Source organism: Psychrobacillus sp. NPDC096389, assembly GCF_044762855.1.
Lineage (GTDB): Bacteria > Bacillota > Bacilli > Bacillales_A > Planococcaceae > Psychrobacillus.
This window is the reverse complement of record NZ_JBIWFB010000013.1, coordinates 24,695-45,217: the sequence shown is the minus strand read 5'-3', so window position 1 is coordinate 45,217 and position 20,523 is coordinate 24,695. Positions and strand designations below refer to the sequence as shown.

Annotated in this window: 20 protein-coding genes and 1 other annotated feature (1 of these 21 running past the window's edge); of the genes, 6 read left to right on the top strand and 14 right to left on the bottom strand. The window is 36.8% G+C overall.

Going from position 1 to position 20,523, the window contains the following annotated elements; all coding sequences use genetic code 11:
- Window positions 1–10 precede the first annotated feature (10 nt).
- A complete protein-coding gene (locus ACIQ38_RS21945) occupies window positions 11–1,315 on the top strand; it encodes an amidohydrolase (RefSeq protein ID WP_402828436.1) in 1,305 nt (434 codons plus the stop codon).
- A gap of 6 nt (window positions 1,316–1,321) precedes the next feature.
- A complete protein-coding gene (locus ACIQ38_RS21940) occupies window positions 1,322–2,758 on the top strand; it encodes a M20 family metallopeptidase (RefSeq protein ID WP_402828433.1) in 1,437 nt (478 codons plus the stop codon).
- A gap of 69 nt (window positions 2,759–2,827) precedes the next feature.
- On the opposite strand, the gene ACIQ38_RS21935 is transcribed toward ACIQ38_RS21940, so the two are convergent.
- From ACIQ38_RS21935 to ACIQ38_RS21920, 4 genes are all read right to left on the bottom strand, one after another.
- Window positions 2,828–3,379 carry a PepSY domain-containing protein gene (locus tag ACIQ38_RS21935; protein WP_402828430.1) on the bottom strand — a complete coding sequence of 184 codons (552 nt, stop codon included), beginning with the start codon at window positions 3,377–3,379 and terminating at the stop codon, window positions 2,828–2,830.
- Window positions 3,380–3,546: 167 nt separating this feature from the next.
- Window positions 3,547–4,101: a PepSY domain-containing protein gene (locus ACIQ38_RS21930; protein WP_402828427.1), complete on the bottom strand. Its 555-nt coding sequence runs from the start codon at window positions 4,099–4,101 to the stop codon at window positions 3,547–3,549.
- 81 nt (window positions 4,102–4,182) lie between these two features.
- A complete protein-coding gene (locus tag ACIQ38_RS21925; RefSeq protein WP_402828425.1) occupies window positions 4,183–5,544 on the bottom strand; it encodes a sensor histidine kinase in 1,362 nt (453 codons plus the stop codon).
- Window positions 5,541–6,242 (bottom strand): response regulator transcription factor, encoded by a 702-nt coding sequence (locus ACIQ38_RS21920; RefSeq protein ID WP_402828422.1) that lies wholly within the window; start codon window positions 6,240–6,242, stop codon window positions 5,541–5,543. The genes ACIQ38_RS21925 and ACIQ38_RS21920 overlap by 4 nt, the downstream gene beginning before the upstream one ends.
- Before the next feature lie 597 nt (window positions 6,243–6,839).
- Here ACIQ38_RS21920 and ACIQ38_RS21915 point away from each other — a divergent pair.
- The 4 genes from ACIQ38_RS21915 (at window position 6,840) to ACIQ38_RS21900 (ending at window position 9,830) form a co-directional block, all read left to right on the top strand.
- On the top strand, window positions 6,840–7,478 hold the full coding sequence (locus tag ACIQ38_RS21915; protein ID WP_402828419.1) for a Yip1 family protein: 639 nt from the start codon (window positions 6,840–6,842) through the stop codon (window positions 7,476–7,478).
- Between the two features lie 131 nt (window positions 7,479–7,609).
- Entirely contained in the window at window positions 7,610–8,302 is a 693-nt protein-coding gene (locus tag ACIQ38_RS21910) for a Type 1 glutamine amidotransferase-like domain-containing protein (RefSeq protein ID WP_402828416.1), read from the top strand.
- An 86-nt stretch (window positions 8,303–8,388) separates the two neighbouring features.
- Complete coding sequence (locus ACIQ38_RS21905) at window positions 8,389–9,576, top strand: MFS transporter (RefSeq protein ID WP_402828413.1); 1,188 nt, start codon at window positions 8,389–8,391, stop codon at window positions 9,574–9,576.
- 59 nt (window positions 9,577–9,635) lie between these two features.
- On the top strand, window positions 9,636–9,830 hold the full coding sequence (locus ACIQ38_RS21900) for a hypothetical protein (protein ID WP_402828410.1): 195 nt from the start codon (window positions 9,636–9,638) through the stop codon (window positions 9,828–9,830).
- Between the two features lie 72 nt (window positions 9,831–9,902).
- Here the strand turns inward: ACIQ38_RS21900 and ACIQ38_RS21895 are convergent, their stop codons facing one another.
- The 10 genes from ACIQ38_RS21895 to brnQ form a co-directional block, all read right to left on the bottom strand.
- The gene (locus tag ACIQ38_RS21895; RefSeq protein WP_402828407.1) at window positions 9,903–10,481 is read right to left on the bottom strand and encodes a TerD family protein; all 579 of its coding nucleotides are present in this window, start codon (window positions 10,479–10,481) and stop codon (window positions 9,903–9,905) included.
- Between the two features lie 34 nt (window positions 10,482–10,515).
- Window positions 10,516–11,592, bottom strand: coding sequence for a toxic anion resistance protein (locus ACIQ38_RS21890; RefSeq protein ID WP_402828404.1), 1,077 nt, complete (start codon window positions 11,590–11,592; stop codon window positions 10,516–10,518).
- 17 nt (window positions 11,593–11,609) lie between these two features.
- Window positions 11,610–13,223, bottom strand: coding sequence for a YceG family protein (locus tag ACIQ38_RS21885; RefSeq protein ID WP_402828401.1), 1,614 nt, complete (start codon window positions 13,221–13,223; stop codon window positions 11,610–11,612).
- Between the two features lie 24 nt (window positions 13,224–13,247).
- A complete protein-coding gene (locus ACIQ38_RS21880; RefSeq protein WP_402828398.1) occupies window positions 13,248–14,054 on the bottom strand; it encodes an HAD family hydrolase in 807 nt (268 codons plus the stop codon).
- A complete protein-coding gene (locus ACIQ38_RS21875; protein ID WP_402828395.1) occupies window positions 14,051–15,166 on the bottom strand; it encodes a cysteine protease StiP family protein in 1,116 nt (371 codons plus the stop codon). The genes ACIQ38_RS21880 and ACIQ38_RS21875 overlap by 4 nt, the downstream gene beginning before the upstream one ends.
- A 1-nt stretch (window position 15,167) precedes the next feature.
- A complete protein-coding gene (locus tag ACIQ38_RS21870; protein WP_402828392.1) occupies window positions 15,168–16,520 on the bottom strand; it encodes a phosphoribosyltransferase domain-containing protein in 1,353 nt (450 codons plus the stop codon).
- Window positions 16,447–17,607: an HpcH/HpaI aldolase/citrate lyase family protein gene (locus ACIQ38_RS21865; protein ID WP_402828389.1), complete on the bottom strand. Its 1,161-nt coding sequence runs from the start codon at window positions 17,605–17,607 to the stop codon at window positions 16,447–16,449. Before ACIQ38_RS21865 ends, ACIQ38_RS21870 begins: the two co-directional genes overlap by 74 nt.
- Before the next feature lie 119 nt (window positions 17,608–17,726).
- Window positions 17,727–18,302 carry a TerD family protein gene (locus tag ACIQ38_RS21860; RefSeq protein WP_402828386.1) on the bottom strand — a complete coding sequence of 192 codons (576 nt, stop codon included), beginning with the start codon at window positions 18,300–18,302 and terminating at the stop codon, window positions 17,727–17,729.
- Between the two features lie 14 nt (window positions 18,303–18,316).
- Window positions 18,317–18,931, bottom strand: a complete 615-nt coding sequence (locus ACIQ38_RS21855) for a TerD family protein (protein ID WP_402828383.1) — start codon at window positions 18,929–18,931, stop codon at window positions 18,317–18,319.
- A gap of 166 nt (window positions 18,932–19,097) precedes the next feature.
- A complete protein-coding gene (gene brnQ / locus ACIQ38_RS21850) occupies window positions 19,098–20,423 on the bottom strand; it encodes a branched-chain amino acid transport system II carrier protein (RefSeq protein WP_402828381.1) in 1,326 nt (441 codons plus the stop codon).
- Between the two features lie 69 nt (window positions 20,424–20,492).
- Window positions 20,493–20,523, bottom strand: a binding site (T-box leader) (it continues 222 nt past the right edge of the window).

Below are 20,523 nucleotides of genomic sequence, written 5' to 3'. Positions count from 1 at the left end.
AGTGGTAAGGGTGACCGTTTTTACAATGAATTCTAATTTGACCGATCAAATGCTTACATGGAGAAGAGATTTTCATCAACATCCCGAAGTAGGTTGGACAGAATTTCGCACTGCTTCCATTATCGCACATGAATTAAGTCAATTAGGTTTTCAAGTTCAGGTAGGAAAAGAAGTAGTTTCAAAAAGTAGGATGGGTGTACCTTCAGAGGAGTACTTAGGATTATATTATGAGAAAGCTAAGGAAAATGGCGGCCACTTGAAGTATATGGAAAAAATGGTCGGTGGATATACAGGAGTAGTAGGTACGATTAAAGGGAAGAAACCAGGACCTACTATCGCCTTCCGTTTTGATATGGATGCATTAGAAATAGAAGAATCTCCTGACTCTTCTCATGTTCCACAGCAATCTGGTTTCCGTTCGCAGTATGAAGGAAATATGCACGCTTGTGGTCATGATGCCCATTGCGCAATTGGTTTGGGCTTAGCGACTGTACTTGCACATAATACTGATCATATTGAGGGAACTATTAAGATTATTTTTCAGCCTGCAGAAGAAGGAGTTCGCGGTGCAAAATCGATGGTTGATGCTGGAGTAGTAGACGGTGTAGATTACTTTTTGGCTATGCATGTAGGAGCAGGTTCGCCGCTAGGTACAGTGATTGCAGGGACAAATGGATTTTTAGCAACAACAAAAATAAATGCAAAATTTCTCGGAAAAGCTGCACACGCAGGGGCAGAGCCCGAAAAGGGCAAAAATGCTTTACTTGCAGCAGCTTCGGCAATCTTAGGACTTCATGCAATCCCACATCATAGTGGTGGGGCATCACGTATAAATGTTGGTACTTGTATAGCAGGAGATGGACGTAATATAGTGCCAGCGCATGCTTCTTTACAGCTTGAAACGCGCGGAGAAAATAGCGACGTACATATGTATGTTCATGAACAAGCATTATCTGTCTTACAGGGAGCATCAAACATGTATGGGACAGAACTTTCCTATGAAATAGTGGGGGCAGCAAAAACCTGTTCGTCTTCTGAAAAACTAATAGAATTAGTTACCCATGCAGCAAGTACTGTTGACGGTTTAGAAGAAATAGTACCGAGCTCGAAGTTTGCTGCTGGATCAGAAGACGCAACCTATATGATGGATCAAGTCCAAAGACAAGGTGGACTTGCTACATATGCTGTCTTTGGGACAACTTTAGCAGCTGGACATCATCATGAGAAATTTGACATCGATGAAGCGGTACTATCTATTGCTTTACATACATGGTTAGCTACGATTGAACAAGTTTATCAAAATGAAAGTAGGTAATACAAAATGGTTGAAGTAATAGATTTAATCGATTCTTTAATAGAGGAAAAAAGTAAGGAAATCACAACGTTAAGTGATCAAATCTGGGAAACACCAGAAACGCGTTTTCAAGAATACCAATCTGCCAAAATATTAAGCGACTTTTTGGAGGAAAATGGTTTTTCTGTAGAACGTGGAGTCGGAGGAATTGCAACAGCCTTTACAGCAACATTCGGACAAGATAAACCAGTAATTGGAGTACTTGGCGAATTTGATGCACTTTCAGGTCTTAGCCAAAAGGAAGCTTCAGATGTAAGAGAGGCCATTGAGGAAAATGGAAATGGGCATGGATGCGGTCATAACTTATTAGGTACTGCAGGAATTGCCGCAGTTATTGCATTAAAACAATTGATAGCGGAAAAGAAAATCACTGGTTCTATTAAATACTTTGGATGTCCTGGAGAAGAAGGCGGATCAGGAAAAACTTATATGGTTCGTGAAGGTGTATTTAACGATATTGACGTTGCGCTGACATGGCATCCAAATTCATACTCTGGTGTGTTTTCATTTTCCTCTCTAGCAAATTATCAAGTATATTTTTCTTTTGAGGGAAAAGCATCTCATGCTGCGAATTCACCTCATCTTGGGCGAAGTGCCTTAGATGCCGTTGAGCTGATGAATGTTGGGGTAAATTACTTACGTGAACATATTATATCCGAAGCAAAAGTGCATTATGCTGTTACAAACACTGGTGGTTCTTCTCCAAACGTTGTGCAATCGGATGCGGAAGTACTATATTTAATACGTGCTCCACATATTAAAGAAGTAGAGGATATTTATCAACGTATTATTAAGATTGCAGAAGGAGCAGCTATGATGACCGAAACTAAGGTTACGGTACGTTTTGATAAGGCCTGCTCTAATTATATTCCTAATGATACATTAAATATTGTTTTACAAGATAAGTTGGAAGCTTTCGGATTGCCAAATTACGACGACAAAGAACTGACTTATGCACGCAAAATGGCTAGTACTATTACAACTGAGGAAGTAGATAGTGCTATTTTAGATGCGGAAAAACTATCGAATTATCAAATAACAGACAAATTTTATACACCAGATTATCCATTTTTCAATGAGGTCATTCCCTATGCTAAAACACGTGAAGTAATGCAAGGGTCCACTGATGTAGGAGATGTTAGTTGGATTGTACCGACAGCACAATTTTTTACGACTTGTTTTGTAGCAGGTACTCCACTTCATACATGGCAACTTGTTTCACAAGGGAAAACATCGTTGGCTCATAAAGGACTATTATATGCTGGAAAGGTTCTTGCTGCTAGCGCAGTAGAGATATTTGAAAATCCTGAGTTAATCGAGAAAGCGAAAAAAGAACTTGTTAGACAAACGAAAAATGCTTATCGAAATCCATTGCCAGAAGGCCTCCAACCAAGCATCAATTAGAATTTAACAAAGATAAAAGGTACCAGACAATTTTTATTGAATAGTCTGGTACCTTTATTGGTTTTCAATTTAGTCGTTATCGATATCTAACTCCAACACTTCACCGGTTGTCGCGTCGATTGTAATGTCTGCTTCCCCTTTATTTGTGCGAATTTCAATTTCATATTCAAATCTATTATCGTCTTCGTCTAATTCAATTTCAGTAACTTTTCCGTCCACTTGTTTTTTTGCGATCGCAATGGCTTCTTTTTCAGTAATAAGTGATTTTGTAGATGTTGCCTTAACATAATCCTTATCGTCATCGTCATCCAAATCTAGTTCCAGCACTTTACCGGTAGTAGCATCGATTGTAATGTCATAATATCCTTTGTCATCTCTAAGATCTAAGTCATATTCATATCTTCCATCGTCGGAATCTAGCTCAATTTTAATCACTTCGCCGTTTACTTGTTTTTTAGCGATAGCAATTGCTTCTTTTTCAGAGATAAACGTTTTTGTAACATCGTCTAGTGGTTTGCTTACTAATTTACCATCGTTTTCTTGTGCATAGGCATGAATTCCGACAGCACCGCTTATTAAAAGAGTAGTTGCTAATGAACCAATTATAAATTTTTTCATCATTTATTTCCTCCTAAGTTTGTTTTGTCTTACAGTTAATACTATAAACCGACAAAACTAAAGGACGGGGAAAGGAAGGTTAAAATTTGGAGAGAAAAATAATTCATTTTTTAAACTAAATAAACACCAGATTCGCTCCTAAATTAGGTCAACCTGGTGTTTATATGTTATCAGTCATCCCAATCCACTGATTTTACTTCCCCAGTGTAAGCATCCACTTGAACAACCGCCTCACGATCATCATCATCGTTCTCGATTTCCACTTCTACTAGGTAATAAGGAGTTTGACCAGGTATTTGGTGAAACTCTGTATCATCACTATTTGCTGTTCCTTTAAGATGATTGGCTGCTATCACTATTGCTTCTTGTTCTGTTATTAAGATGATTTCAGTAGGTTCTTGCGTTGGAACTTTCTCTTCTTTTTCTGGCTGTTCTGGTGCTTCTTGGACCGGGATATCTGCTTTTTCCGTTTGTTCTAAAGACTTTACATCACCGTTTTTTGCATCTATTTTAATGACGTATATACCAGTTTCGAGCTTCAATTCTATTTGATATTCGTTGTCGATCTTTGTTGTATTTATAATATCTCCAGGATACTTTTCAAGTACAACTGAATTCGCTTCTTCTTCTGTTAGGTCTTTTGCTGAGATAGAAGGGGCTAACCATAAGACAAAGCAAACAACAAGTAGAATAACTCCTGCAGGCCATATCCATTTCTTTTTCATTCTATAACACTCCCTGCAACTATTTGTTAGCCATAGTATATAACCTGAAAGTAAGAATATGGTGAGAAAGGCGATGATTTTTTAGTTTTTTAGTGTTTTGAAAAAAAGTGTAATAGTCGTCCCAAGGTTTTCCGAGCTTTCTATTTCAATTCGTATCCCGATTGCATCAGCTATTTGCTTTGCAATCGTAAGCCCTAAACCAGTCCCGCCTTGTTTTCTGCTTCTTGCTTGGTCGACACGGTAAAAACGATCAAATACATGAGGTAAATCTTGCTCAGGAATTCCCATTCCTTTATCTCTGATTTGGATATACGTTTCATCAGATGCTTGACCGATATGAATGGAAATTTGGTCCTCACTATATTTTCGAGCATTATCTAAAAAGATATAAAGTAATTGTTTCAGTTTTTGTGCATCTGTGTAACCGGTCGTTATTGGGTTACTTGTAACTAATATGGTTCGTTGATAGGTATTTTGAAACGTGTTTGCAGTTTCTTCTACAAATTCTGTTACGTTTATTTGTTCCAACTGTATATTCCATTGCTCCTGTTGCCTTGCTAGTTGTAATAGCTGCTCTGTCATTTCTCTCATCCGTACAGCTTCTGAATGAATGGCTTCAATCGATTCTTCAAATAGGTCAGGCCTTTCCAACCCCCTACGTTTTAACAGGTCAGCGTAATTTTCAATAATTGTTAGCGGAGTTCTTAACTCATGGGAAGCATTGGAGACGAATTGTTCTTGTTTTTCAAAGTTTGTTTGGAGTATATCAATCATATGATTAAATGTTTCTCCCATTTCCACTAGTTCACTTTCCGAAGTTTTTTCCAGCTCTAGTCTTTTAAATTGAGCACTTTTTTGAATATCTTTCATCGTATCAATCATAGATCTAATTGGTTGGATTATTAAGTTACTCAAAACTCTACTAGATAGAAAAACAGGAATCATAGCGGTAATTGTCACTACAATTAGCACGATTCGAAGTGTGTTGATCATGTTGTCAGTTGTCTGTATACTGCTTGTTACTTGTAGGTTTACTACACTACCATCATTCCAAACGAATGGGTAGGAGGTGAACACATAACGTTTTTTCTCAATAGTGATTACTTCACTTATTTCACCCGCTATAAAACGAGCAGGCTGTGATTTTAATGCTGCCTCTTCTTCGGAAGGGGGAGTAATTTTCTTGTTAATTGTTAATTTACTATTTAATACTCGAATCATTCCATCAACGGGAACATAGGCACGAAGAAGTTCATCGGGCGGAATGCGATCCATAGTGCTTCCGATATCCGTTATGATCTTTTCGACATTAGCTTCTGCTCGATTGAGTTCGTTGGTCATCATTAAGTGACTGAAAAGAATATAAATAGAAGCATTCATGACTATTAACAGAGCAATAAATAACACAGAAGTATATAAATTAATCTTATTTCGAAGTTTCATGTTGCATCCTTTATGACATATCCAACGCCTCTTACCGTATGGATGAGCGGTTGATCATAATTTGCATCTACTTTTTTTCGAAGATAACGGATATATACATCGACTATTTTTGTCTCTCCATCATAGTCATAGCCCCAAACCGCTTCGAGAATTTGATCGCGGTCTAAAACTTGCCGCTTATTTTTTAACAAATATAAAAGTAAGTCATATTCTTTTGGGGTTAAGTCAATGTCACTTTCTTGTCGAACAATTTCTCGCGTTTTTTCATTTACCTTTAAATCGCCGACGTGTAACCATTCATCATCTTCAAGTGTGATTGAATTTGTAGCCTGGCTCATTCGTAGAACAGCTCGAACTCTTGCAAGTAGTTCTTCCATCCGAAAAGGTTTAGTAATGTAATCATTGGCACCAAGATCAAGACCAGATACTTTGTCTTCAATGGAATCTTTTGCTGTTAATAAAATAACAGGGATTAAGGAATCTTTTAAACGAATGCGACGAAGTAACTCAATTCCACTCATCCCAGGTAGCATGACATCTAATAATATTAAGTCCCATTTTTTAGAAAGGTATGCTTCTAGCGCATCAATTCCATTTGTAGCCTTCCCTAATTCATATCCTTCAAATTCTAACTCGATTTCCAGAAGTCTTAAAATCTTCTCTTCATCTTCAACAATTAGTATGGATTCTTTGGACAAAAGTTTTTCCACTCCTTGTTCTAAATCAATGTCTATATTCTACATTATTCCAGCAAATAATAAAAAGAAGTTCATTTAAATTATGTAAATAGCTCAATTGGTTGACCACGGACCAATTGAGCTATGCTTACTGCTATATTTTAGACATAAATCTACATGGTGTGACGATAGGAGGTGGTAGTTTTTTGTGGCCAATTTACAGGGTTCAATTTAGTTAAAACTTATGCAACCTGCTATTTACATTCACCTCCGACTTATAACTTTTCTCTCCTGCCTGAGGAGATTATTATACTGTATTAAATCTATTCGTTAATGATTAGGTTCCTATCTTAAATAGAAAAAACTTTTTTGAACAATAAACTAAAGAAAGAGAATATGAGTAATAAAAAAGTGTGCTGACCATTAATTGAACGATTGGATAGTATGGAGATGAAAAGAAGTGTACTTAAGCTTCCTTGGTATGTAATACGTTTGAAAAAAGTCTATATTTTGGAAGGGATTTAGCGTTTTGTGTCGAAAGAAGTACCGGAGCGATAAATAAAGTTGGTTGCACTGGCATATTTTAAAAGAGAAAGAAATTTTCGAAGGGGGATTAAATTGAAAGAGGAAGAGATTGAAAGAATTAATCCGTTTTTTTCTATTTGGCTTTCTACAAGAGAAACGGTTCGTTATGTGCTGGATCATAAGGAGTTGAAATATTCTCTTGTGATAGCAGCTATTGCTGGCATACCTAGTGCAATAAGTGGTGCAGGTGAGCTACGGAAGAGTTTTGACATTCCATTATTGTTAGTTTTAATCGGTATTATTTTACTTGGTCCTTTACTTAATTTAGTTTGGGTGTATATTGGGGCGGCAGTTTATACATGGGTAGGAAAATGGTTTGGGGGTACAGGAAAGTACAAAGAGATGCTGCAGGCGATTGGAGTAGTAATGGTTACACAATTTTGGATGGCTCCGATTTGGATTTTATCAACGATTTTTATTTATAATGGATTCCTAGTATTTGATGTGGTTTCAGGAATTAATCCAGGTGCAATTATATGGTTTTTAGTCTTAAATTTAATTACGTTAACATTTTCAATTTGGGTGATTATTATTCAAAGTAAAGCTATTGGCGAAGTCCACCAGTTTTCTAGTTGGAAAGGATTTTGGACGCTAATCATTCCAAGCATTGTTATTGGGATTATTGTGTTCATTGTTACGTTTATCATTGTCTCTTCTATTATGACTGGATAATAATGGAGTTAGTTCGGGAGCAGAAAATATTTGCTAAATGAAGTTTAATTTTCTGAGGATTTGAACTAATCTTAGTTCAAGTCCTTCTTCATGTTATTATTAAAGAAAGCGTGACATAGGAGGATAAAGAAATGAGACAAATTATTGCAATGGGGGGCGGAGGCTTCTCGATGGAACCGGAAAATCCGTTACTGGATCGATATATTTTGGAGCAATCATCCCAAAAAAGACCGAAAATTTGTTTTATCGGAACTGCTAGCGGGGATGCAGATAGTTATATTGAGAAGTTTTATCATTTTTTTCAGCAAGAAGAATGTGAACCGACACATTTTTCTTTATTTAAACCTTCTACACGTGATATTAAGAAATTCATCATGGAGCAGGATATCATATATGTAGGTGGAGGCAACACTAAAAACTTAATGGTTCTTTGGAAAGAATGGGAACTAGACGTTGCTATTCGACAAGCTTATAACAATGGAACAATTTTAGCAGGTATTAGTGCAGGGTCGCTTTGCTGGTTTGAAGAAGGTGTGACGGATTCTTACGGTGACAAACTGGAGCCCATATCCTGTCTCGGTTTAATAAGTGGGAGCAATTGTCCGCATTATGATGGAGAAGAAGATAGACAACCTGTTTATCAAAAGCTTATCAAAGAAGGTATTATAGGGGCGGGATATGCGGCGGATGATGGAGTTGCCTTCCATTTTGTAAATGAAGAATTAAAAGATGTAGTAAGTTCTCGTCCACAAGCACAGGGATATTATGTGGATAAGAGCTTAGAAACAAAGTTATCCACAACGTATTTAGGTGCTAAAGATTAAAAGAAAGATGTTTTTAAACATACACTGAAATACTTAAAGAAAATTAAGCGTAATTTAGAGTTTTAATAAAGAGGCGACTTATAAAAATGGATTACATACAAAAAGGAACAAAAGATTTTAGAAAAACGAATTTGGCATTATTTGCTGCGGGCTTTATAACGTTTGCTAATTTGTACAGTACGCAGGCAGTGCTACCAGAATTTACGAAGGAATTTCACATTTCTCCGGCTTTAGCCAGTTTGTCTTTGTCCTTTGCAACTTTTGCTTTAGCCATTAGTCTTGTCATATTCGGATCTCTTTCGGAAGCCTGGGGACGTAAACAATTAATGACGCTTTCCATTGTTTCTGCATCTATTTTAACACTCGCTATTGCTTTTTCTCCGAGCTTTGAACTGTTACTTATTTTACGCGTTATTCAAGGGATTGCATTTGCGGGTCTTCCGGCTATTGCTATGGCATACTTGGGTGAAGAAGTGGATGCAAAGAGTCTCGGTGTCGCTATGGGGCTTTATATTAGTGGGAACTCGGTTGGTGGATTAGCTGGTCGCATTATTATGGGAACAATGACCGACTTGTTTAGCTGGAAAGTTGGCATGATTTTTCTTGGACTCCTTAGCATTGTGATTAGTGTTTATTTTATTGTAGCTTTGCCAAAATCCAAACATTTTGAACCCCGAAAATTACAGTTTAAATCACTAGTAAGTTCGCTATTAGCCCATTTAAAAAATCCAGGAATGTTATGTCTTTTTGGAATTGGTTTTACACTTATGGCGAGCTTTGTCTCTTTATATAATTACATTAGTTTTAAGTTACTTGATCCACCGTATTCATTGAGTACAACAATTGTTGGTTGGATTTTTATTATATATTTGGTTGGGACGTTCAGCTCTACGTGGTTCGGTAGCCTTGCCGATCGATATGGACGCCCGAGAGTCTTGATAGCAGGGATTATTATCATGTTTGCAGGTGGTCTTATTACACTTGATGTTCATTTGGTCCTAAAAATTGCTGGTATTACAATATTTACGTTTGGCTTTTTTGGCGCACATTCCATTGCAAGCGGTTGGGTTAGTCATCGAGCAACGCATGATAAGGCGCAAGCTTCTTCCCTTTATTTATTTTTTTATTATTTTGGTTCTAGTATCGGTGGAACAGCTGCTGGAGTTTTTTGGTCGAAGTTTGGCTGGGGTGGCGTGATCGGCTTAATCGCTTTTTTCCTTTTAGGTGCTATTGTTCTTTCGTACAGTCTTCGTCATTTTTTTGTGCGTGAATGAAAACGGCTTTACTAGCCATATTAAAAATGTACTACTAGAGAGGAAAGGGTGGTTTTAATATGTCTAGTGAAAATTATAAAAAAGCGAGTAAATACACGAATTCATTAAATCCGAATGCTAAAAACAAAAACGTCAAGGAAGAAACTTCAATTGAGCTAGCCGAATTTGACAGCTTGCTACCAAAGCAAGAACCGATGACACCGAACCAACGTAAAGAAGGTATAGCGGATAAAATGTACAAAGACAAGGGTTAATATAGGGTTTAAAAGAAAGGGGCTATCCACAAATCATTATTGACATGTGGATAGCCTTAATTCATTGTAGTTTTAGTTTAGTCCAAATTCGTTAATTAATGCAGCCAATCCGCCTTGGAAACCGCTACCGATTGCATTGAACTTCCATTCGTTGTTATGTCGGTAAATTTCTCCGACTACAAGTGCTGTTTCAATGGAGAAGTCCTCGCCTAAATCATAACGAACGATTTCTTCATTTGTATCTTCATTCACAATTCGAATAAAAGCGTTGGAAACTTGCCCAAAGTTTTGTTTACGCTCGTCTGCATCATGAATAGTAACTGTGAATACAACTTTTTGAACTACACTTGGTACAAGTGGTAACTTAACAAGTAATTGCTCATCATCTCCATCACCGTCACCAGTGCGGTTATCCCCAGTGTGGATAACTGAGCCTTCTTCACTTTGTAAATTATTATAGAAGATAAAGCTTTTTTCATTAAATGCCTTTCCGTTACCGTCTACGATGAAAGCAGATGCATCTAAGTCAAAATCATCTCCTCCACTGTATCTATTGGTATCCCAGCCTAATCCAACTAGAACATTTTTTAAACCTGGATTTGTTTTCGTTAAATCAATTTTTTGTCCTTTTGAAAGGTTAATAACTGACATTCTGTTTCCTCCTCATCCATTGTAATCGTTTCTTTTATTTTCGTTGACCGTCTTCGTATTTCTTTTGGAGCTCTTCTAGTCGAAGGCGACCTTGTTCTCTCATTTTGCGGTTTTCTTCTTCGATTGCTTTTGTTTCGTTCATCCCACGCATAATCGTATCCCATGTTTGTTCAATTGTTTCGATTTTAATGCTTGGTTGACCGGACATTCTAGCGATATCTACACTTTGTTTCGAAATGTCATTGGCATTTCGAAGGAGCATTTCATTTGTTCTACGATCCAATTCATTCATTGATTGTGCAACAAGATTTTGTCTTTTTGCAGAAATGGCATTGATAAGACCTGTTTTGAATATTGGAATAGTCGTTACAAAAGCAGAGTTGATCTTCCCAATCAGTTTTGTGTTACCGCGTTGGAGCATTCTAATTTGTGGTGCAGACTGATACGAAACTTGTTTAGCCATTTCTAAATCGTAAATTCGTTGGTCGAGTAGTTCAATTGCATTTTGTAGGCTATTTAACTCCATTAGGACTAGCTGATCGCCTGATTCTGCTTTTTGTTGTAAATTAGGAACGAGTTGTCTAAGCTGATTTACTTTTAGTTCACCAGCTACAATATACTTTTCTAATTCCATAAAGTAGTTAAAGTTTTTGTCGTAAAGTTCTTCGAGTGTAGCAGTGGAGTTTTTCATTTCTTTTTCGTATTTTGTTATTTCAACGTATACTTTATCGATTTCACTACCCATTGTTTGGTATTTATTGAATAGCTTTTCGATAATTTTTTCACCTTGTTTGAAAATCTTGCCTAAGAAAGAAGGTTTTTCAACAAAATCTTTCTTGTCGAATTTATCCATAATTTTACCCAGCTGTTTTAATAGTTCGCTTGATTCTTCCATGCTACTCGACTTAATCGTGCTTAAAATTTTGCCTGTAAATGTGGATATTTCATTTGCAGGTTCACGTCCAAACTCTAATAGTTCGATTTGGTTTTTAGGGTCAATTCTAGCTACAAGCTGTAATACTTGAGGGTCTCTTTTCAGTTGTGCTTTTAAATCGGTACTTTCCTCTAATAGCTGTTCTTGTTGGTCTATTTCTAACTTTTGTAGTTCCATTCTTTTTCCCCCTTATATTAGCGAAATTTTTTAAAGATTTTTTGTACAACGCTTGGATTTTTAAATGGTTCATTAAAACTTCGATCATCCATCCAGTGTAAGTCAAATGTGCCTTCTTGAACCCATTTTTCGATGTCCAGATGTCCTTTTGGATTAATGATGATAACGTCTAGTCCTAGTAAATGCATCATACATAATGCGTTAGCGTCCGCTCGGCTTAACTCGGGACCATTTTCCTCATTATAAAGAAAGATGGTAGGAACGAATTGTGGATAGTCAAAAGTTTGCAACAGACGGATAACAAAGTCTGGTAGGACCATCGATTGTGCAAATGCATATAACTGAAGATCCTCCATTGTTTCACTTCCTTGGCGAAGTAAAATTGGATCCTCTACATGTTTTGCAATTGCTTCTCCAATTACAGTTTGGGTTCCTATAGGCAATTTGCCATAAGTCCACCAATTAGCAGATTTCATTTTTTCGGGATTTAGCATTCCGTTTGCCCCTAATGCGTCTCGATAATGAAATAACTGATTTGTTTTTTGCTCGTTTGTAAATGGAAAATGTCGGATTACTTGTGTATCATCGCGTTCTGTTAAAGAGTGCACATTATTCCAAAAACGTTTGCGGTTTTTATCAATTCCCATCATTTTAGCAAAGACGACAGGGATGGTAACTTGCTTGTTGCTTACTTCAAAATAAGGACGAATCATCGCTCTTTCTTTTGCGATTAAAAATACTTCATCTTCCGTTGTTTTTAAACGGATAGAGTTTGTGGAAAAAGATTTAAATTGGAATGGCTTATATAATCCTGAGTTTTCATGATGTAATAGTTCATTGATCTCTTGCGTTGCTTTAAATGCAACAGTTCCTGCAATTTTTGGCATTTCATCTGGTAATGGTTTTAATTCGGTTTCAACTTTTGGAAAGCGATGGCTAAGTTCTGCGCTAATTCCTAGCATTTGTTTTGGCCAAGGATCATCAGAAGGATTAAAAAGAACAACATGAAAACCGAAACTAGCTAAATATGTAAGGAACCATTTTTCACTTGGAGTTGCAGAACCGTACCAAAGATATCCTGGAAGTCCTTTTTTAAAGTCTACTTTTTCGATAGCAGGCTCTACATGATTGAAAATCCATTTTATAAGATCGGTTGTAATACGCCGGTATTCATGGTGGAGGGTTCCTTCTGCATAAGTAGCTTGAAGTCTCTTTAAAATATCTATTAAAGTTGTTCTAATTCTTCTATTTAGACCAGCATCTTTTATGGTAGGTAATAATGCATATCCATCTAAAAAAGCAACCATCCGATTTGGGGATAATCCTTTTTCTTTTCGATGCATATCGAAGAGCTGATTGATAGAACGTAACCTTTCTGCAGTAATTTCCTTATTAAGTGCATCAGAAAGAATCGTTAACATACCAGAAGATTCGTTTACTTGTGTATGCAGGAAAGAGAAATATTCATCTTCATCTAAGGACATACCAACGTATTGGCACACTAATTGAGGGTAGGCCAGATGTTCCCCATCAATAGAAACTTGTGTTGGATCTCCTAAAGAATCTTTTAACCAATTTCCAATATTGGATGAATCCCACGAGTTCATCCTTTTTGGATTTAAATTCACCATGGGTTCTCCCCCTATTCATACCTATTATAACAAATATTCACACACTTTTTTTACAATTTCTTCACCTGCAAGTACTCCACTATTGTTTGTAACAAATATATGTGGGGGTAGTAATTCTCTTTGTTTAACTGCTTCACCATGAGAGGGGATATAGCCTTGATCTGCACTCATCACCATATCAAAATCAAGCATGGAATCTCCTGCAGCAATAACTGTTGTTGCCCCAATTCGTTCTTTCACAAATTGAAGTGCCGTTGATTTATTAATACAATTTGGCATAATATATAATTTTCTGCCTTGATGGGAAAGGGTAAAACCTTGTTCATGAAAAATTTGCGAAAGATTTTCGAGTTCTTCTACTGAGAACATTTTTTCATCTATAATCATATAGACAAACCACGATTCTGCATGTAAAACGCGAAGGACAAACTCTTTTTTAGCATATGCCTCTAATTGAGGCATTACGTGTTCGATCGATGTGGAATCTAACTGGAGTTGTTTTTTCACTTTGTCTGACCACTCGGTAAGAGGACGTCCATTTTCTAAAATAACAGCACCATTGGAAACGATGGCATAAGTTGGTTTTTCCGCTGTACCATACATTCCTGTAATACGATTGTATTGATCCGCAGTTCTAGTAGTGACAGGTACAAATTGAATTGTTGGTAATAGATTATGAAAATATTCTACTTCCTTCTTAGTCATAAAAGCAGTTGCTTTTTCATCAATCCATTCAACTTCAGTGAGATCCTGTTCGCGGACTTCGGTACCTCTAGATTTTTTGCTGTAAATAAGTGTTCGATCTAAATCACTTGCAAATAGGATGGTCATAACAAATCCTCCGATTCGATCAGTCCAATAGCAAGATAAAATAATTCTGGAATAACTTCTATGGGAATATTTTTTTCTTTGCTTAACTGTAGGATATGTCGAACTGATTCATGGTTAGTGTCTCGTATTAATATTTTATAAGGCTTTCTTCTTAACAGTACCCTTGTTGTTTCTCCGACACTTGGTTTTACTTTATTAATATTTACTGTTTTGTAGTACCGTTTTGCGATTGTTTCTACTTCCCGCATGCCTCTCCATGTTCTTTCATTGGTGATGGGGAAGTCAGCTGCTAATTTGTTAATAGTCTCTTCTTGGGAAGAAAATTGACTTGAAATATTGTCTATAAAATCATTGGAGACGTCTTCTGTTTCAAGTTCTGCATAATATTTGGCACCGTGAAAGTCACCGGGGTGTTGAAATTGTTCATTTAACACAGTGCGACTAACAAGACCAGATACGGTAGAGTTTAAACAAGCATTTGGAATAAGGAAATCTTCTCTTGTACCAAAAAGTGTTGCACATTCTCCAGGATCTGATAGTACAGCTAAATCATCATTTAACTGATATTGGTAAGTTTTATTTAATTGCTGCACCGATTTTGTCAGTTCTCTTTGAATAGCTCCTTTTCCTGTCCATCCGTCTACAAACTGTATATGGCTATTCGGATAAAGGGCTCTAATCGTTTTAACTGCCCCGACGTCGATTCCTTTTCCTCTTAGTATAGATATACTAAAATGAGACCAATTAAGTTTCAAAAACTTTTGAGCATATCTTTTCATTAATATGCCAATTGGGCTTCCTGCTCGTGCAAGGGAAACAAGAACAACGTCATCCGTGTCTGCGAATTTTCTCACTCGTCTTGTTAATATGCCAACTAGTTGTGCGACATACTCGGCAGAATCCTCTAATGCTTGATCATAAACTTTCGTGTATTCAGAAGTAGGGCGGTATTCAATAGGCAAAGATTCGGCATAATGAGCACCATTTTGAAAAGACCTTTCCCGCGTTTCAATAGAGGACTCGATTTGTACATTTGATAAATCCTTCAATAAAAATGTAATATCATCCGGAGAATAGCTTGTTTTTACTAACTCATTCGTCTGTAATTTCATGTTATTCTCCTCCTTCAAATGGCTTTGTTAGGGATATCCAAGTAACAGGCGCACAAGTTTCCAAATGCGTTAATAGTGGAAACCAGGTAATTTTGTCTTTCACGGATTCTGCTATTACAATGATTTGTTCGGCTTCTACATGCGCTAAGTTATATACATATTGATCGATTCCGTTTGCGTCCGGTAATGCAAACTTACATTTTTGTTTAATAGGATATGATTTTTCATTTTTGGCGAGAATAGGACTTCTTGTAGTTGTTTGCACTTTTGTCATTTCACCAAAAGCTAACGCGAATCTTAGCGGAATATATATGTTTTCCCCGACGCCGATTATAAGTGTAGATTTCTTTCTATCAATAGAAGGCAGCTTTTGTATTAGTTGTTGAATCCATTCTTCTATTTTCTCATGATGATTATCAGACACACCAAATCGACCTGTGAATTTGTTGTATGACGCGTGAGCACTATAGTAAGTAGATGTAGTTGGTGCCACTAGCTCTTCATCTATAAGTACGTCAAATTCTTTAGAGTCGTTTAGGTAAGTTAGTTCATTTTCTTCCATTGTTGCCTCATTACTCAATGTAAATTGCCCAGAAAGTATAGAAATAACTTCCGCAGAAATGTCACGAGCTTTCATGACGTGATTGAATTCACTTTTTTGATCGTCGTTACGCCAATCTAGAATAGACAATACTTTATACCGTTTTTTAGGAAATGAATTATTTAACGCAGCGATTAAATTGGATGCTGTAAGACCAGTCGTGATTTCATCATCTACTAGGACAATCGTTTCTGCATCCATTAGTATTTCTTCAGGCGCATAAACACGATGTGACGTGGCGTGTGAATGCTCTTCTTCAAAATAAAAAGAAGGCTTTAGGTTAAGTATCTCTTCTCTCGTTGTGTGTATATAGGTTGCATCGTGAAAGTGGTTGAAAACCGCATGTCCTAACCCGGTTGCTGTTTCTGCAAAACCAATAAAAACGGTTTTCGTCGGTAACTTTGCTTTGTATGCTAAAGATTTAGCGCTTAATGTTCGATCGGGAATTCCTGTATTCACCATTTTTACAATTTCACTTAACTGAGGATGAGGTTCTTCTCCTTCATTTTCCAAAAGCATGGACGCTAAAATAGAGCCGGTTCCAAGTGCGATAGCAGGATCTACTGCCAAATGCTTCCCAAGTAAACGACTGACAAATAAAAAACTCCTTTTTTTGTTTATTCTTACGCCCATTTCAAAAAGGGAGTCAGGTGAAAAATTATTTGGATTGTTGTTTACTTCAATTGTTAATTTCAAGTCTCCGTGTAGATTGTACGTTTTTAATGTGTTGGAGGAAGTCGAGTGATGTAACATTTTCTTTAAGCACCCCATATATTTCTGCTTGTATTAGTATTTTTAAAGCCCAATTATAATGTGGCTTTACTTCATTCATTTTATTTCTAGCCGAACTTCGTAAAACTCCGTTCGTTGCTTCTTTACTACCGACGATTAAGTATGCATCATCATATACTTCTTTTGGTACTATGTATGCTGCATTTACAATTTCAATTTGGGAAGGATGAATACAGGTTTTTCCTGTAAATCCGTTGTCGATATCTAGTTGTACTTCTTTCCACAAAATTTCTTCAAAATCAGTTAAGGTATGCGAAAATTCATAGTGATTCGGGGCATTAAAATAGTCGTAGACAGGACCAGAAATGATAAAATGATCTTCCTGTCGCAGAAACTTATTTAAAATGGCAGTTAAACAATCTGCAATGAGTTTTATATCATATACAGTCCGATTGCCTGGACGTCTTAAACTGAAAAGGCTTGTAAAATCGGTTGCACCAACACGAATCGTTAAGATAATGTCTTCAAATTGCTTGAAAAGCATATACAGATGGGCAAGTTCTTGTTCTCTAGTTTCTGCATAAATAATTTCTTTTGTTTCTAAAATGGGTAGGGCATATAAACTTGTCGAATAATGCAGATTAATCGTTTGTAAGCAGGATAAAAAACTTTCTGCATTAGAAGCGGTGCACTTTGGAAACACAATACCGGTAAATAGGCCAATGGTGTGTCCTAATTGTTCTACTAGTTTTTGAAGTTGCTCTACGTTTCTAATACGAAGGAATAGAAGGGGGAGGTCATGTTCCGCAATATCCCCTATTTTAAAGCCTTGGTCTATTAGTCGGAGCGTATGGATCACGTTATTTTCTGCCTCAATGAGTTCAAAATCGGCAATTGAATCTTCTAAGCAAATGATTGCATTTGTTAAATTTTTCAAGTGGAGATTCGTTAATTTGGTTGTAATATTGGGCATGGAACCTGGAATATACAAGGTAGCTCCTAGTGCGATGCCTAATTTTTCTCTGTCTATGTTTCTAGAGAATTCTCTAGGTGGTACATGAAAGAAATGGTGTAAATCTTCTTCATGCACTCCTCTAAAATGCTTCATAAATGTCACTCCTAAAAAATGAAGAAGGCGCTGTTAGGTCCACCCAGATTCCACTTTTAATTTACTTTTTGTAAAATAAAAAGCAAGGAAAAGTACCCTTGCTTTTTGTTCGTAATGTTTTAGTTTAGGCCAAAGTCGTTAACTAGAGCTCCTAAACCACCTTGGTATCCACTACCAATTGCGTTGAACTTCCATTCACCGTTATGACGATATAATTCACCTACAACAACTGCAGTTTCAATAGAGAAATCTTCCCCAAGGTCGTAGCGGATTAGTTCTTCTCCGGAATCTGCATTTAAAATACGTACATATGAATTATTTACTTGGCCGAAGTTTTGCCCACGTGCTTCCGCATCGTGAATTGTTATGCTGAATGCAATTTTTTCAATGGAAGCTGGGACAGTTGATAAGTTGATATTTACTTGCTCATCATCACCGTCACCGTCTCCAGTACGGTTATCGCCAGTATGAACAACGGCACCACCAGCACCTGTTGTATTATTATAAAATACGAAGTCGCTTTCAGAAGAACATTTGCCATTACTTCCAAGTAAGAATACAGAAGAATCTAAGTCGAAATCATTACCACCATCGTATTTATTAGTATCCCAACCTAATCCTACTGTTACATTCACCAAACCTGGGTTTGTTTTTGTTAAATCTACCTTTTGTCCTTTTGATAAGTTAATGCCCATTCATAAACAGCTCCTTATAAATATTTGTTTGCAATTGAACCAATGTCTAAATCGGATGTACCTTCACCGACAGCGGAGAATTTCCACTCAGATCCGTGGCGATATAACTCACCTGGGAATAGAGATGTTTTTCCAGCGTAGTTCTCGGATAGATTGTAATGTACTAATTCTTCTTTTGTACTATTATCTACTAGTCGGATGAAGGCATTTTGGATAAGACCGAAATCTTGTTTTCTTTGTTTTGCTTGATAAATATTTACGACGAATACCAACTTATGTACAGAAGGTGAAATCGCGTTTAAGTTTACATTGATTACCTCATCATCGCCATCACCGGCTCCAGTTAAGTTGTCTCCAGAGTGAACAACACTACCGTCTTGACTTGCTTTGTTGCCAAAATACACGAGATTTTTTTTAGCTTGCAGTTTACCATTCTCGTCTAATAATAGTACCGAAGCATCGCAATCTACTTCAGCTCCGCCACCACCGCCGCCTAGTAATCCTCCTAGAAAACCGCCGCTTTTTTTCTTTTCAACTGGATCCCAGCCTAAACCAACCATAACGCTTGATAAAGAAGATCTTCCTTTTGTTAAATCTATTTTTTGACCTTTTACCAAATTAATGCCCATTCATATCCCTCCATTTAAAAGTAGCCTTATAAATGATACGTTTTTACATTCAAAAAGTTTCAAAAAATAGAACTAATATTACATTCTGATTTTTGTTGAATTAGCTCAAGAAGGCATATCAGAATTTTTTACCTATTACTATTATTAACACAAAATCCGTTGAACTTCACTTAATATGAAGCTGTGCTGACATCGTTTTTGATTTTCCTTTTATAACACTTACTCCATAACCGATTATGGTACCGATGAGTGCTGGAACAATCCATCCTAAGCCAAGTGCAGCAAATGGCAAATGACTCATATAAGTATCAACGATTCCAAAGGTGAATCCAAATGCTTTAAACCCATCATACAACGCGACTACTCCCGTAAAAATCATTGCAACAATGTAAACGGATGATGAGCCACCAAATAACGGATGAAATAAAGAAATTACGATTAATACAATTGTTAAAGAGTAAGTGGCTACTAAAAATGGAACACTAACAGTTAAAATGGTATTTAGACCAAAGTTAGCTAATCCAAAGCTGATTAGTGTAAAAAATAGCGCAATTTTTTTGTAACTAACTTTTGGAATTAGGGAGTGGAAGTAGTTACCGCAAGCAGACACTAATCCTACACAAGTCGTGAAGCAAGCTAATACAAAAATTATACCAAGCAATAAATTACCCCATTGTCCGAAAAGCAATAAAGAAGCCGACGACAGTAGAACACTCCCGTTCTCAAATGTCCCTAATCCACCCATTTTCACGCCGATATAACCTAAAGAACAGTAAACAATAGTAAGTAATAACCCTGCTAGGAGACCCGCCTTTAGCATTTCCCTCCGCATCATTTTTCTTTCCGAAACGCCTTGTTGTTTCAGTGTAGTTAAAATGACAATCCCGAAGGCAAGAGCGGCAAGCGCGTCCATTGTGTTATAGCCTTCTAAAAATCCTTTTAGGAAAGGGGAATGTACATATTCGGGAGTTGTAGGTTCCAATGCTCCGTTTTTTAGTTGAATAAAGCCCATCGCAACTAATGCAAACATACTTAGTAATAACAGAGGTGTTATTATTTTTCCCATAAGATCTAACATCTTACTTTGGTTTAAGCTAACTAAAAAGACTAAAAAGAAAAACACTGCTACAAATCCAGCTAAAGCATAAGGCGAGTCATTAATAAAAGGTTTTAACCCCATTTCATATGCAAGAGAGGCATTACGTGGGATAGCTAAAAATGGTCCGAGCGACAAATAAACAATAAGTGTAAAAGCTATTCCAAAAATAGGATGGACTCTACTAGCTAGCGTACGAACCCCACCTTCTACAAAAGACAAAGCTGTTAGTACAAGTAGCGGAAGTCCAACTGCAGTCACGATGAAGCCAATAATAGCAAGGGAAAAGTTTGTCCCTGCATTGGCACCTAAAATTGGAGGGAAGATTAGATTTCCAGCTCCAAAAAACATTGAAAATAACATTAATCCAACAAAAAGCGTTTTAGATTTACTCATTTTAATCACTCCTCTAACAAAATAATCCATATTCAGCCGAAAAATAGGCACAAAAAAACTCGCCCCTATAAAAGGGACGAGATTACTCGCGATACCACCC